14 protein-coding genes are annotated in these 14,447 nt (G+C 64.5%); 4 read left to right on the top strand and 10 right to left on the bottom strand.

What is annotated here, in order from left to right:
• Positions 1 to 237: 237 nt before the first annotated feature.
• Complete coding sequence (locus tag ABDB81_RS27200; RefSeq protein ID WP_346814084.1) at positions 238 to 978, bottom strand: SDR family oxidoreductase; 741 nt, start codon at positions 976 to 978, stop codon at positions 238 to 240.
• A 123-nt stretch (positions 979 to 1,101) separates the two neighbouring features.
• Between ABDB81_RS27200 and ABDB81_RS27195 the strand changes: the two genes are divergently transcribed.
• Entirely contained in the window at positions 1,102 to 2,025 is a 924-nt protein-coding gene (locus ABDB81_RS27195; RefSeq protein WP_346814083.1) for a LysR family transcriptional regulator, read from the top strand.
• A 10-nt stretch (positions 2,026 to 2,035) separates the two neighbouring features.
• Here the strand turns inward: ABDB81_RS27195 and ABDB81_RS27190 are convergent, their stop codons facing one another.
• Positions 2,036 to 2,989: a LysR family transcriptional regulator gene (locus tag ABDB81_RS27190; RefSeq protein WP_160474569.1), complete on the bottom strand. Its 954-nt coding sequence runs from the start codon at positions 2,987 to 2,989 to the stop codon at positions 2,036 to 2,038.
• Positions 2,990 to 3,082: 93 nt separating this feature from the next.
• Here ABDB81_RS27190 and ABDB81_RS27185 point away from each other — a divergent pair, with 93 nt between their 5' ends.
• Genes ABDB81_RS27185 through ABDB81_RS27175 form a run of 3 tightly spaced genes read left to right on the top strand, consistent with a single transcriptional unit; the run spans position 3,083 to position 7,022 of the window.
• Positions 3,083 to 4,411, top strand: coding sequence for a D-serine ammonia-lyase (locus ABDB81_RS27185; RefSeq protein WP_346814082.1), 1,329 nt, complete (start codon positions 3,083 to 3,085; stop codon positions 4,409 to 4,411).
• 60 nt (positions 4,412 to 4,471) lie between these two features.
• Complete coding sequence (locus tag ABDB81_RS27180) at positions 4,472 to 5,461, top strand: tripartite tricarboxylate transporter substrate binding protein (protein ID WP_137928342.1); 990 nt, start codon at positions 4,472 to 4,474, stop codon at positions 5,459 to 5,461.
• Between the two features lie 34 nt (positions 5,462 to 5,495).
• Complete coding sequence (locus ABDB81_RS27175) at positions 5,496 to 7,022, top strand: amidase family protein (protein ID WP_346814081.1); 1,527 nt, start codon at positions 5,496 to 5,498, stop codon at positions 7,020 to 7,022.
• Between the two features lie 168 nt (positions 7,023 to 7,190).
• Here ABDB81_RS27175 and mdcH read toward each other — a convergent pair whose 3' ends face one another.
• From mdcH to ABDB81_RS27135, 8 genes are all read right to left on the bottom strand, one after another.
• Positions 7,191 to 8,114, bottom strand: a complete 924-nt coding sequence (gene mdcH, locus ABDB81_RS27170) for a malonate decarboxylase subunit epsilon (protein WP_346814080.1) — start codon at positions 8,112 to 8,114, stop codon at positions 7,191 to 7,193.
• On the bottom strand, positions 8,099 to 8,740 hold the full coding sequence (locus tag ABDB81_RS27165) for a malonate decarboxylase holo-ACP synthase (RefSeq protein ID WP_346814079.1): 642 nt from the start codon (positions 8,738 to 8,740) through the stop codon (positions 8,099 to 8,101). Before ABDB81_RS27165 ends, mdcH begins: the two co-directional genes overlap by 16 nt.
• 18 nt (positions 8,741 to 8,758) lie before the next feature.
• Positions 8,759 to 9,577, bottom strand: coding sequence for a biotin-independent malonate decarboxylase subunit gamma (gene mdcE / locus ABDB81_RS27160; RefSeq protein ID WP_137928346.1), 819 nt, complete (start codon positions 9,575 to 9,577; stop codon positions 8,759 to 8,761).
• A complete protein-coding gene (locus ABDB81_RS27155; protein WP_346814078.1) occupies positions 9,574 to 10,428 on the bottom strand; it encodes a biotin-independent malonate decarboxylase subunit beta in 855 nt (284 codons plus the stop codon). Before ABDB81_RS27155 ends, mdcE begins: the two co-directional genes overlap by 4 nt.
• Positions 10,425 to 10,742 carry a malonate decarboxylase subunit delta gene (locus ABDB81_RS27150; RefSeq protein ID WP_137928348.1) on the bottom strand — a complete coding sequence of 106 codons (318 nt, stop codon included), beginning with the start codon at positions 10,740 to 10,742 and terminating at the stop codon, positions 10,425 to 10,427. Before ABDB81_RS27150 ends, ABDB81_RS27155 begins: the two co-directional genes overlap by 4 nt.
• The gene (locus ABDB81_RS27145; RefSeq protein WP_137928349.1) at positions 10,742 to 11,617 is read right to left on the bottom strand and encodes a triphosphoribosyl-dephospho-CoA synthase; all 876 of its coding nucleotides are present in this window, start codon (positions 11,615 to 11,617) and stop codon (positions 10,742 to 10,744) included. The genes ABDB81_RS27150 and ABDB81_RS27145 overlap by 1 nt, the downstream gene beginning before the upstream one ends.
• Positions 11,617 to 13,275 carry a malonate decarboxylase subunit alpha gene (gene mdcA, locus ABDB81_RS27140; protein WP_137928350.1) on the bottom strand — a complete coding sequence of 553 codons (1,659 nt, stop codon included), beginning with the start codon at positions 13,273 to 13,275 and terminating at the stop codon, positions 11,617 to 11,619. Before mdcA ends, ABDB81_RS27145 begins: the two co-directional genes overlap by 1 nt.
• A gap of 166 nt (positions 13,276 to 13,441) precedes the next feature.
• Positions 13,442 to 14,341 (bottom strand): oxygenase MpaB family protein, encoded by a 900-nt coding sequence (locus tag ABDB81_RS27135; protein ID WP_346814077.1) that lies wholly within the window; start codon positions 14,339 to 14,341, stop codon positions 13,442 to 13,444.
• Positions 14,342 to 14,447 lie beyond the last annotated feature (106 nt).

The following is a 14,447-nucleotide window of genomic DNA, read 5'->3' as shown; positions in this document are numbered from 1 at the left end:
CGCGTTGTATCAGGCGACGAAGAAGCGGAGAAGGGCGATGCCGATGGGGTTGGAGGGGTAAGCAGCTTTTGCTCGACCACTTGTTTGCTCCCCTCTCCCGCGAGCGGGAGAGGGGCGGGGGAGAGGGCCAGCCGCACAAATTGCGATGCGGTCGGCAAGCAGATCCTCCAGCCCTCTCCCCCAGCCCCTCTCCCATTTCATGGGAGAGGGGAGAAAACCGGGAGTGGCGGCACAAGCTCAAGCCGCAAAACCCCCATCAATATTCAAGCTCGCACCCGTCACGAACCCCGCGTCCGGACCCGCCAGGTAAGCCACCATCCCGGCAATTTCTTCGGGACGGCCATGGCGAGCGAGTGCCATCAAGCCGTGCAGCGACTTTGCGAAATCCGAGTCTTCCGGATTCATGTCGGTGTCGATCGGGCCGGGTTGCACGTTGTTCACCGTGATGCTCTTCGGTCCCAGGTCGCGAGCCATGCCTTGCACCAGGCCCTTCAGTGCGGACTTGCTCATCGCGTAGGCGGCGCCGCCGGCAAACGGCATGCGGTCGGCGTTGGTGCTGCCGATGTTGATGATGCGGCCGCCTTCGCCCATGTGGGCCAGCGCAGCCTTCGATGCCACGAAGATGGCGCGCACGTTGACGGCAAAAGTCTTGTCGAAGTCTTCCAGCGCGAATTCATCCACAGCACCGAGAAACAGCACGCCGGCGTTGTTCACGAGGATGTCGATCTTGCCGAAGTGCGCGGCGGCGTCGTTGATGGCGCGGGTCACGGCGGAGGCGTCGGCGGCGTCGGCCTGGTAAGCCTTGGCGCGGCCACCTTCGGCCTGGATCGATTCGACCAGTTCCTGCGCCACGGCGCCGGAGCTTTGATAGGTGAAGGCGACGGCTGCACCGTCACGGGCCAGGCGGCGCACAATGGCGGCGCCAATGCCGCGGGAGCCGCCGGTTACGAAAGCGATCTTGTTGGAGAGCGTGGTCATGATGGGTTCCTTTGAAAAGTTTGTTTCGCAAGAGAAGGTGAGCTGAGTATGGTTCACGCTATTCGCTACCGCTAGGCATAAATCCGGATCAACATCTTCAACCATCGGTATAAGATGCCGGGCATGGAAGCGTTGAATCTGCTCGAATCGTTTGTGCTGGCCGCGGAGAGCGGCAGTTTCTCGGCCGCCGCGCGCCGGCTGGGCCTGACGCCGGCCGCCGTCAGCAAGAATGTGGCGCGGCTGGAAGCGCACCTGGGATTGCGGCTGTTCCAGCGGAGTACGCGCCAACTCACGCTGACACTGGGCGGCGAGCGCTTCCTGCGTCAGGTGTCGGACCCCTACGCTGCATTGCGCGACGCGTTTGCCAATGCGTCCGAGGATGAGAGCCGGCCGGCGGGTGTACTCAAGGTGAGCATGGCCGTGGCGTTCGGGCGCGAATACCTGGTGCCATTGCTTGGCGAGTTTCTGGAGCGATACCCGGCCATCGTGCCGGACTGGCGTTTCGAGAATCGCACCGCCGACCTGATCGCCGATGGCATCGACGTGGCGATTGGTGGGGGCATCGAACTGACCGAAGGTGTGGTGGCGCGCGAACTGGCGCCCGTGCATATCGTGGCGACGGCATCGCCTGCATTCATGGCGGGCCGCAAGATGCCGCGTCATCCGTCGGAATTGTCCGAGATGGACGGCGTCGTGCGACGTTCGGCGTCGAGCGGTCGGCTGCGCTACTGGACGCTGCGCAACCAGATTGGCGAGCAGGCGCTGGCCGAGCCACGCATGCGCGCGATCTTCGACGATCCCGAAGCGATGGCCCATGCCGCGATGCAGGGGCTAGGCGTGGCGCTCTTGCCGATGGCGCATGCCGCGCCGTTGTTGCAACGTGGTGCGTTGGTGCGATTGCTGCCGGGCTGGTGTGCCGACAGCGGGGCGCTCTCTCTTTACTATCCCAATCGCAAACTGCTGCCGTCCAGGACGCGTGTGTTTGTCGATTTCATCGTCGAGGCGTTCCGGCGTCCGGAGTTGCAGTCGCGCTTCGACGGACGCTAAACACCCATCGCTAACCGCGCCGCGTCAGCAGACGCCTGCGCGCGGTGTCGAACGCCGCGCCTTCGTGCGCGAGCCACGCCTCCACTTCCGCCACCTGTTCGGTCTGCCCGTGCGCGCAGACAAAGTGATACGACGCCTCGCTCGGCGCGTGTATGCCCCACAGATCGACGAGTCGGCCAGACTCGATTTCCTCCAGCACCAAAGCCGAGCGGCCCATTGCCACACCCTGGCCCGCCAGCGCGGCACTGATCGCCAGTTGCGAGAGATTGAAACGCTGGCCATCGGATTCGTCCGGCAGCGTCACGCGCGCATGCCGCAGCCAGCATTGCCATTCCTCGAATTCCCCTGCGCCGTCCCATGGGCTGACATCGTGCAGCAGCATGCTGGCGCGCAATCCATCGGGCGATGCAAGTTCCGGATGCGCAGCCACGTAGGCCGGACTGGCCACCGGAATCAACCACTCTTCCAGAAACACGCGCGCCTTCAGATCGGGATAACCGCCTGGATCGAAACGCACGGCGGCCTCGGTGCCATCGCGCATCATCCGCGACCGATCCAGCGCATGGAACTCGCCATAGACGCGCAGGCCGATGTCCGGATGCTGGCGGAAGAAATTTCCGAGTCGGGGCGTCAGCCAGACCATGGCGAACGACGGCGAGCACGACAGCGCGATGGGATGCTTGTCGCGCGGCTTGCGCAGTTGCGTGAGCGTGCTCTCGATGGCCTGGAACGATTCACGCAGCACAAAGCGAAGGCGCTCGCCCTCGGGCGTCAGCACCAGCGCACGGGGCGTGCGGAGAAACAAGGGGCGGTCGAGCCATTGTTCGAGTTGCTTCACCTGCTGGCTCACCGCACCTTGCGTCACGCAAAGCTCGGCGGCGGCCTGGGTGAAGTTGCAGTGTCGGGCCGCCGCCTCAAAACAGCGCAGCCAGCCCAACAATGATGCAGAAAGCGTGTTGGCCATTAGTCAGGCTAATAGGTGGATCAGTACAAATGGTTTGTCACATTGGCGCGGACGGACAAGAATGAATCCATCCCATCCCCGTGTTGCACGCTTATGACGATCGATACATCTACGCTTCCACAGGAACTGCTCGCCAACTTGCAGGCCGCCAGCCCTGCGTTCTGGGGCAATCCCCAATGGACAGACGACCCGACCGTACACACCGTGGTGGACGGACGTGGCATTAGTCTAGCTGATGTACGTGCAGCGCAGGCCCGTTTCGAGCGGTTCGCGCCGCTGCTGGCCCGGTTGTTCCCGGAATTGAAGGGCACCGATGGCCGCATCGAATCCGCACTGCTCGCCGCACCGGGCATGCAACGCGCCATCGGCCTGTCAACCGAGGCGGGTTCGCTGTGGATCAAGGCCGATCACAGCCTGCCGGTGGCGGGATCGATCAAGGCGCGCGGTGGGATTCACGAAGTCCTCGAATTCGCGGAATCGCTGGCGCTCGAACATGGATTGGTGACGCAGGATGCCGACTACACGGTACTGGCCGATGCGCCAGCGCGTGAACTGTTCGGTCGCTATCAGGTAGCGGTGGGTTCCACCGGCAACCTGGGCCTGAGCATCGGCGTGATGGCGTCGGCACTGGGGTTTCGTGCGGCCGTGCATATGTCGTCGGACGCCAAGGAATGGAAGAAGGCGCGGCTGCGCTCGCGTGGCGTGGACGTGGTGGAGCATGCGGGCGACTACGCGGCGGCGGTGGCTGCCGGACGGCGCGATGCCGATGCCGATCCGTATTGCTACTTCGTCGATGACGAGCGCTCGATGTCGCTGATGCTCGGCTACAGCGCAGCGGCTTTGCACCTTCACGATCAAATTGAAGCGGCCGGGCTGAAGGTGGATGCCGCGCATCCGCTGTTCGTCTACTTGCCGTGCGGCGTGGGCGGCGCGCCCGCTGGTATCGCGTTTGGCCTGCGGCAGTTGTATGGGCCGCATGTGTATCCGATCTTTGCCGAGCCTACGCAGTCGCCGTGCTTTCTCGTGGAGATGCTGGCACCGGGCGCGTCGGTCTACGACATTGGCCTGACCAATCGCACCGAGGCCGATGGCCTGGCCGTGCCGCAGGCGTCGGAACTGGCGGCGCAAGCCATGCGCCCGCTGCTGGGCGGCGTGTACACGGTGGCCGACGACACGTTGTTTGCGGACCTGCACCGCGTGCGTGAAACCGAGGACCTCAAGATCGAACCCTCGGCAGCAGCGGGATTCAGCGGCCCGCGCATGTTGACGCAAACCGATGCCGGGCGTGCCTGGCTGAAACAACAGAACCTGGACGCGCGCATGCAACACGCGACGCATCTTGTATGGACGACGGGTGGCCTGTTCGTGCCCGCCGAGGAATATGCGCGATTTGCCGAACGTGGCGCCGCGCTGGCCGGCTGATTGCACGTAACCAAATACGCGTCACCGAATCTTTCGATTGCATCGTTGCGGAGTCTCACCATGAACCGTTTGCCCCTCACCCCTTCCAAGCTTGTCCATGCGCTGCTGGCGTGCACACTCGCTGCCAGTGCCTCGGCAGTGTTTGCCGAAACCTATCCATCCAAGCCGATCCAGCTGGTGATTCCGTTCCCGCCGGGTGGCGCGACCGATGTGATCGGTCGCCTCGTCGGCAAGAAGCTTGGCGACAAGCTGGGCCAGCCCGTGGTGGTGGACAACCGACCCGGCGCGGGCACCATTGTCGGTGCGAGCTTCGTGGCCAAGGCCGCGCCGGATGGCTACACGCTGCTGGCAAGCTCGGGTACCACGTTCACCGTGAATCCGGCCATCCACGCCAAGCTGCCGTATGACCCGGTGAAAAGCTTCGAGCCGATCGGGTTTGCCGGGCGCACGGGCCTGATCCTGCTGGCCAACAAGGACGTGCCGGTGACCAACCTCAAGCAACTGGTGGCGGCGGCCAAGGCGCAACCGGGCAAGTATTCGTATGGTTCGTTCGGCACGGGCACCACGGCGCAGTTTGCGGGCGAGATGCTGTTCAACATTGCAGGTGTGAAGCTGCTGCATGTGCCCTACAAAGGTAGCTCGCCAGCGATGACGGACCTGATCGGCGGACAGATTCCATATAGCGTGGATACCGTGGCCGCCGCCATTCCGCAGGTGAAATCGGGCAAGGTGAAAGCGATTGCAGTGACCACGGCCAAGCGCTCGTCGCTGCTGCCCGATGTGCCAACTGCTGCCGAAGCAGGCTTCCCCGGCATCGATGCCGATACGTGGCTTGCCGTAGTGGCGCCGCGCGGCCTGCCCGCTGACGTGAAGCAGAAACTGGAAAAGGCGCTGACCGAAGTGATGGCCGATGCCGATACGCGCAAGCAGTTGCAGAACGCTGGCTTCGAACCTGTGGAAGGTAACGGCGCGGCGGTATCGGCACTGATCAACAAGGAACTGCCGTTGATGCGCGCTACCGCGCAGCGTGCGAACATCACGGCTGATTGATTGACGGCTTATGCCCCGCAAGGAGACAGGCAGTATGCAGGACACAACGACACTGGTCGCACGCTCGGCCACCGAACTGCGCCGCATGATCGGCAGCAAGGAAATCTCGCCGGTGGAATTGCTCGATGCGTGCATCGCGCAGATCGAGCGTGTGAATCCGTTCCTCAACGCCGTGACGGCCACATGCTTCGACCGTGCACGTGAAGAAGCGCGCGCCGCCGAGCGGGCGGTGCTGGAAGGCAAGCCGCTGGGTTTGATGCACGGCTTGCCGCTCGGCGTGAAGGATCTGGAGGCGACCGCGGGCCTGCTGACCACGTATGGCTCGCCGCTGTATCGCGACAACGTACCCGCCGAGGACAACGTACTCGTGGCGCGACTGCGCGCGGCGGGTGCCATCGTGACGGGCAAGACCAACATTCCCGAGATGGGCGCGGGCGCGAACTCGCGTAACGATGTGTGGGGCGCCACGGGCAATCCGTTCAATCCCAACCTCAATGCGGGCGGATCGTCGGGTGGTTCGGCGGCGGCACTGGCTGCCGATCTCTTGCCGGTGTGCACCGGATCGGATACGGGTGGCTCGCTGCGGATTCCTGCGGCCAAATGCGGCGTGGTGGGCTTCCGTCCGTCACCGGGTGTGGTGCCGAGTTCGCGCAAGTTGCTGGGCTGGACGCCGATCTCGGTGGTCGGTCCGATGGGGCGCACGGTGGCCGATGCGTGTCTGCAGTTGGCGGCATCGGCAGGCGTGTCGGCGGGCGATCCGCTGACGTATCCGCTCGATCCGCTGTCGTTCCTGACGCCGATGCCTGTAGACCTCGGCAGCCTGCGCGTGGCGTACACCGAAGACTTCGGCTGCTGCGATGTCGATGAAGGTATCCGCCGCACCTTCCGCGAAAAGATCGCCGCGATGCGTCATCTGTTCCGTAGCTGCGATGCCATCGACGTGGATCTCGGTGAAGCGCATCGCTGCTTCGACGTGCTACGTGCAGAGAGTTTCGTAGCAGGCATGCGCGAGGCCTACGAGCGCGATCCATCGAGCCTGGGTCCGAACACGCGCGCCAACTTTGAAATGGGCGCGAAGATGTCGCTGCTCGACAGCGCCTGGGCACAGGCCGAGCAGACGCGCGTGCTGCAGCGCTTTCAGCAGCTGTATCGCGACTATGACGTGATCCTGTCGCCGACTACGCCGGTGTCGCCGTTCCCGTGGACGTCGCTTTATGCGGAGTCGATCAATGGCGTGAAACAGGAAAACTACTACCGTTGGCTGTCGCTGACGTATGTGGTGACACTGACCACGCATCCCGCGCTGTCGCTGCCGTGCGGTCTGGATCATGCGGGCATGCCGTTTGGTTTGCAGATCGTGGGCGGCTTCCGCAAGGACCATGAAACGCTGGGGGTGTCGTATGCGATGGAGCAGGCGTTTGCGGCGGTGCCGTCGCTGCGCAGGCCGCTGCCCGATCTGAATGCATTGAAGGCTGCGGTGCCGTCGCTGACGTCGATCGTGACGGCACCGCCGGTGCTGGATGCGAAGGTGAAGCAGGGGAAGGAGGCGTCGGCGGTTTGACTATTGCGCCCGCTCTCGGCTTTCGCTCCCCTCTCCCATGCAATGGGAGAGGGGCTGGGGGAGAGGGCAAGAGGTTCTGCTTGCCGACCACATCGCAATTTGCACCGCTGGCCCTCTCCCCCGCCCCTCTCCCGCATGGCGGGAGAGGGGAGAAAACCATCAGGAGAGTCAGCCGTCCTGCGCCCGCCCCATCAACACCCGCACGCTATCCCCACGCATCTCCGTCAACGCCACAGCCTGCGGAAACATTGGCTGGCATAGTTTCGTGAGCACATTCCCCGGCGGCATCTCCACAGCCAGATCCATATCCACCGCGCGCGCCAGCAGCATCGTTTCGTGCCAGCGCACAGGCAGCGCCATATTGCGGGCGAGGTCTTCAGTAATGCGTACTGGATCGCGCAATTCCCGTGCAGCGCTTGCACTGAAGTAACGCAGCGTCGGCCGTTTGACAGTCACCTCCGCAAACGCCGATTGCAACCTCGCCGCTGCATCGTCCAGCAACGCGCAATGCGACGGCACCGCAATCGCCACCCGCTGTGCAGTGCGCGCACCCGCAGCCAATGCTAGCTCCGACACACGCGCCATCGCGTCATCCGAACCGGCGATCACAAGCTGCGTATCCGCGTTGTAGTTGGCGATGAACACCGGGGTTTGTACAGTATTCACCGATGCAACCAGCGGCGCCAACTGTCCCACATCGATACCCAGAATCGCTGTCATGCCATAGCCACGCGGATACGCCTCGGCCATCAACGTGCCACGTAACTTAACGAGTCGCACTGCATCGGCAAATGACAACGCCCCCGCAACCACCGCCGCTGCATACGCGCCAATCGACAGCCCCGCCACGCCATGCGCAGGTGGGCCGTCTTCCAGCAATGCGCGCGCACTGGCTACGCCGGCCACCAGCAAGCACAACTGCACCGACACCGTGGAAGCCAGATGCCCCGCATCGTCATGGCGCAGCACGTCTTCGCCCAGCACATCGCTTGCATCAGCCAGCGTGCGTGTCACCACCGCGTGATCGGGCAGCGCATGCAGCATGCCCGTGCGTTGTGCGCCCTGGCCGGGGAAGGTCAGCAGTGTTGGCATGGGGTGAGCCAGGGATCGTCGCTGAGTACCGGGCCCGTATCGGTCTTCACGAGCACGCGGCCCTGCGTGCGCAAACGCTCGCGTAGCGCAAAAGCGCCCAACGGTGTGGCGATCTGGATATCGAGACGTACGTCGTGCGCATCGATCAGCGATGCGAGCGCAGCAAGATCACGCTCGGGTAGCGGCGTGGGTGCATGCATGACGAGGTCGATATCGCTGCCGGCATGCAATACGTCGATGCCTGACGCCAGCGCAAAGCCCACCGCGCCGGTAATCCCCCATCGATAACCGAGCCATCCGAGCCGCGTCGCCACATGATCTAGTGCGCGCAAGGCGGGCAGCACATCGCGGCGAGGATGCAGACGCCAGAAGCCCGCAGTCGCAATCTCTTCGGGCGATACCACACTCGCGCACTGCGCCGCATCGATCCATGCCGCATGCCGATGCGCACGCTCGCGGCCACGGATGCCGATGGGAATACGCGCGGTGGCATCGCGATCACGCCGCACCACAACCGGTGCCTGCGCCAGCCACTCCGCATCGGCCCAGTCGGGTACGTTGCCTGCCGCGAGCAATGCGGCAGGGTCGCGGAGCCAGATCAGGTCGTGCGGTTGCAGCGCTTTCATGACGATGACCGATTGCGCTCAGTCCTGCCACTGCGCGCGCAACAACTCGCGCGCGCGTCGCGTGGCACTGCGGTTCTCGCCATCGAGGCGTCCGCGCAAGTCGCGATGCGGATCGGCGTCGATATCGGCCAGCGCTTCCTGCAGATGGCGCAGGATGGTGGCGCGATCTTCCGTCGTGGGCGCGGCGGCATCCTGCACCGCTATCGTGCGCCACAGCAGCCCCAGCGACGCATAGTTGCCGAGGTCGTACGCCATGGGCGGTACGGTAGCGGCAAACGCTTCAAGATCCTCGACGCTGCGCAACGTGATGCGTGCAGCGGCTTCCTTGCCCATCGCGTGGACCTGCACGCCGGCATCGTCCAGCGCGAGGATGCGGTTGGCCTGGTAGCCGTGCGCGAGAAACGCCCCCGACATCGCCTTGCCGACGAGCAGCGCAATCACGGGATGGCCTTGCAGCCGCGCCGTGGCATAGGCCGATGCCGCACCCGCCAGCGCCTGATGGATGCCGAAGGCTTCCTCGCGGCGTCCGTAAGCCTGGCTTGGCGTGTCGACGATGGCGATGATGACGCGCTTGACCGGCGCATCGCGGTCGGCGTCGATCACTTCATGCACGGCGCGTGCGAGTGCCCATCCTTCGAGCAATCCCACTTCGCCATGACGCGCGCGCGGCAGCGGACTCGCGGCGTCGGGCACCACGGCGATCAAACGTGCCGCACGGCCAGACCATTCGATATCGGCAATCTGGATCGAGGGCGGATAGCCGGGCAGGCGTGGTGCATTGCTGGCCAGTGCGGCGAGCCATGCATCGCCACGGCTTACAGGGTTCTGTTCGCTCATTCGCGTTCTCCCAGATAGCGGCGTACCATGGCGGGATCCGGTTGGTGCGAGGCGTCGCGCGCCACATACTCGGTGATGCATTGCAGATAGTGCTCGTATTGTTCGCTGCGCGGAGTCGCATCGACGGGTGCGGTGGCCAGTGCTGCCACCACGTCGCGCACCTGTGCCGTGTCGTCTTCGACAAAACGATCCGCCAGGCCGATAGCAAAGCGTTGCTCGCCGCCCGTCAGGCCCCAGATAAAGGGGCGATCGCGCGAATCGTATTCGGCGATACCCGCTTCCTGTTCGATCACAGCAGGGCCGTTCAACCCGAGCCGCGCTTCGCGCGTGACGACCAATGCGCTGCACAGTGCGGCTGCAATCGACATCCCGCCGAAACATCCCACTTGCCCCGCGATCACACCGATCACGGGTTGATAGCGGCGCAGATCGACAATGCCCGCATGAATCTCGGCAATCGATGCGAGACCGAGATTCGCTTCCTGCAAGCGCACACCGCCGGTTTCAAAAAGGATCACGGCGCGTGTGGGGATGCCTTTGCGATTGTCTTCGGCAGCAAGTTCGAGCGCGCCGGAGATCTTGGCGCCGCCCACTTCGCCCAGGCTGCCGCCCTGGAACGCCCCTTCGATGGCCATGACCACGGCGGGTTGTCCGTCGATGCGTCCCTTGGCGACGATCACGCCATCGTCGCCTTGCGGCACCACGCCCTGACGCGCGAGCCACGGTGATGTCAGGCCATCGAACGGGCCGGCGAGTTCGCGGAAGGTGCCGGGGTCGAGCAGTGCCTGCGCACGGGCGCGTGCGCCGAGTTCGACAAAGCTCTCACGCGAAAGCAAGGTAGCGCGATTCATGTCGACTCCTTGCCATCGGCTTCTGCCAGCGCTTCGAACGCTTCGGCCAGGCGCATGCCTACTACACCGGGCGTGGCGCCGAAATCGTGAATGCGGATGTTCATCGCGGCGCGTGGCTCGGCACTGAACACGCGCGTGAGTTGTGCATCCCAGACGCGGCCATAGCCGTTGACGGATGTGGTGACGTCGATCGATGTCTTGCCCTTGGCGCCGGGCTCGATGATGACTTCGAGGTCGCCGGAGCCGACCACGCCCACCAGCACGCGGCGCGATGCCGGCTCTCCGGCGGCGTATTCGAATTGGAGTTGTTCCATCAGTGGTCTCCCACGGCATGCAGCCGGTCGAGGAAAAGAGTGGCGGCCAGCAGGTCTGCCGCGCCGCCCGGCGATGCACGCTGCGCAAGCATCGTCGCTTCGAGTTCATGCAGACGGCGACGCCCCGTCAACGTACCGATGCCGCCTGCGTCGAGCACGGATTCGGCACCGGCCTGCACATCATCGAGCCCCGATTGCCCCGCGCGTGCGAGCACGCAGGTATCGTCGAGTCGCGCCATGATGGCGAGCAGCGCGTTGACCTGCGCAGTGGGCTCCGCGTCGCCGCGTGCGCGACCATCGCGCAATGCGGGCAGGCCGATGGCGGTAACGTGCGGGAACGCGGCTTCGGCCTGCTCCTGCGCACCGCCTACGCCGTAAGCCGCGCGTGTCAATGCACCCTTGTTGCCGGTGTGCGCAGGCCGATGCCGGTCAGGCAAGCGCGCGATCACGGCGGCCATCTGTGTCACGGCGCCGATGCTGCGTGCCTTGCCAAGCCATCCCGATGCACCAACCAGCAGGCCGAGTGCCCAGATGGCACCGCGATGTGTGTTGATGCCGCCTGTGGCCTGCAGCATCGCCGTTTCCGCTTCACGCCCCAGTGCGCCAAGACGTTCGCGCAGCGCCACGTCGATACGGCGTGCCTGTTGTCCGGCACGCGCCATCGCGACGAAGGCATCGCGCAGGCTGTGCGCGGAATCGATCATCGTGCGCAGGGTCATGTCACCGTGGGCGCCGCTACCGCGCGTATCCACGAGACCGGGCTTGGGAGCGAGCGTGGCTTCATCGATCAGCACGGCAACAGCCAGATCGCCAAGACGTGCCGGCAGATCGATGGGGCTGTATTCACGTGAAGGGAGCGTTGCAGCGTAGGCCATTACCAGCTCCGGAAGCGTGCGGGCGGGTTGTAGAGGCCGCCTGACCATTCGACGATATCGGCCATGCTCTTTGCTGCGAGCAGCGAGCGCGTGGCTTGCGAGCGCTGCACGCCAAGATCTTCGGGCAGGGCGATCAATCCGTCGCTGCGCATCTGGCGCGTGGTGGCAGGGTCGTGCTTCATGCCGATCGGCGTGACACCAGCCACGGCAGCAATCATGCGACGGCGTTCTTCCAGCGAGCGCGCCTTGTAGAGATAGGCGATGCCTTCCTCGGTCAGCACGTGCGTGACGTCGTCGCCGTAGATCATCACCGGCGCCAGCGGCATGCCGCTGTCCTTTGCCACCTGCACGGCATCCATCGATTCGACGAAGGTCGGCTTGCCGCCCGCCTGGAACGTCTCCACCATCTGCACGACTAGCTTGCGTCCGCGTGCGAGTGGGTCCTCTGTTTCGATCAGGTCGAGCCATGCGGGCGTGGCATGCCGACGTCCGCCCGGGTTGTGGCCCATGTTCGGCGCTCCGCCAAAACCGGAGAGACGTCCACGCGTGACCGTCGATGAGTGACCGTCGCCATCAATCTGCAACGTGGAGCCGATGAACAGGTCCACCGCATATTGCCCGGCCAACTGGCAGAAGGCGCGATTGGAACGCATGCTGCCATCGGAGCCGGTGAAGAACACATCGGGCCGCGCGGCCACGTAGTCTTCCATGCCCAGTTCACTGCCGAAGCTGTGCACGCTCTCGACCCAGCCGGATTCGATGGCGGGAATCAGCGTGGGATGCGGGTTCAGTGTCCAGTACTTGCAGATCTTGCCCTTGAGGCCGAGCTGCTCGCCATAGGTGGGCAGGATCAGTTCGATGGCTGCCGTGTTGAAGCCGATGCCGTGGTTCAGGGACTGCACGTTGTGGCGCTCGTAGATGCCACGGATGGCCATCATCGCCATCAGGATGTGTACCGGCTTGATGAGACGCGGATCGCGCGTGAACAGCGGTTCGCAGAAGAACGGCTTGTCCGACTGCACCACGTAATCGATCCAGGAACCGGGAATGTCCACGCGCGGCAGGTCGGCGGGGTCATCGACAATCTCGTTGACTTGCGCGATCACGATGCCGTCGCGGAATGCCGCGGCCTCCACCAGCGCGGGGGAATCCTCGGTGCTGGGGCCGGTGTAGAGATTGCCCTGGCGGTCGGCCTTGTAGCCTGCCGTCAGCACGATTTGCGGCGTCAGGTCGACATACAGGCGCGAGTACAGCTCGATATAGGTATGGATGGCGCCCACTTCGAGCAGGCCATCCTCCAGGAACTGCGAGATGCGCACGCTCTGCGCGCCGGCATACGCAAAGTCGAGCTTGCGTGCGATGCGCCGCTCGAAAAGATCCAGATGCTCTACCCGGCTCACGCTCGGGATGATCATGTGCAGGTCGTGCAGGCGCGAGGGATCGGCCTCGGCCAGGGCGCGCGACAGGAAATCGGCCTGTTTCTGGTTGTTGCCTTCCAGCACCACGCGGTCGCCGGGGGCAACCATGGTCTCAAGAAAGGCCACGATGTCGTCGGTGGGCACGACCTTGCCCGTGGCGATCTTTTCGCCGAGGGCCTGGCGACGGCGCTTTTCGGCGCGGCGCGTATCCCACTGTCGTTCCGGTATCGGGTTCAGCATGACATCTCCGGTGTGCTGCGATGGTTACCGGAACGATAGGACACGCTGGCCCTGTCGAACAATCAAGCTGCGAGCGCGAACGTTACGCTGGGAGTAAGGAAAGGGAGGTTTGCGCCGCAATTTTTCGGAATCGCACGGCAATGGGCGCGGGTTCCGCCTGGCGGCCTTACGGGCCGGTGTCGGCAGCAACACGTCGCCGCGCACGGGCCGCCAGCCCCGGACCGAGTGCCCAGCGCAAAGTCGGCGCCAGCGCGCGCATGCCGGTCAGGGCCAGCGAGCGCCGCAGCGACGGCCGGTGCAGGCCGAGCATCTCCCGCGCCCAGTCGGGCAGCAGCGCCACGCCAGCATCGGCCATCGTACGCACGGCGGGCACGAGCAGCGGATTGGCAACCGGCATTGCCATCACCAGACGTACCACTTCACGGGTGCGGTCGCTGTTGACCAGAAACTGACGCTGCGCGTCGAGATAGGCATCGATCGCCGCACGGGAGCGCGGCACGTCCGGCGCGCCAAGTAACGCGGCAACCTTCGCTTCTTCCTCGAAATACCGGTCCTGTTCCGCAATCGACAGCGGCCCCACATAGCGCAGGTAGCCCGCCATGAAACTCGATACCTCGGCCACATGGACCCACGTCAGCAGCGCCGGGTCATCGGCCGCATAGGGTTGACCATCGGGCGCCTGACCTTTGATGGACGCATGGATGCGCCGCACACGCTCGATCAGTTGCATTGCATCATCGCGACTGCCATAGGTAGTGCCCGCGATGAACTGCGCGGTACGACCGAGCCGACCCTGCATGTCGGTGCGGAACGACGAGTGATCCCACACACCCGCCAGCGCCAGCGGATGCAAGGCCTGCAGCAACAATGCGCTGACACCGCCAGCCAGCATCGCGGGGAAATCGGCATGTACGCGCCAGCAAACCGCATCGGGACCAAACAGTCCGGGATCGCCGGGTGGATTGTCGTAATCGAGCGTCAGGCCGGAGTTGCTACGCGTGAGCGCGCGGACTTGGGCTCCGGCGTGGGTGCGCAGGCGTTGGAGGGGGGAGGGGGTGGTGGACACGTATGGGGGCGTTGCGGTGTCGGGTAATGCCGAGGATACACCTGTGGTAGGTCTCCTCGCTTGGGCCTGTCAGGAATTTTGTGTGTAGGGCATAACATGTCGTTAA

This window comes from Cupriavidus sp. DL-D2, assembly GCF_039710735.1.
Classification (GTDB): domain Bacteria; phylum Pseudomonadota; class Gammaproteobacteria; order Burkholderiales; family Burkholderiaceae; genus Cupriavidus.
Note: the sequence above shows the minus strand (reverse complement) of the source record. Positions and strands in the feature narration are given on the sequence as shown.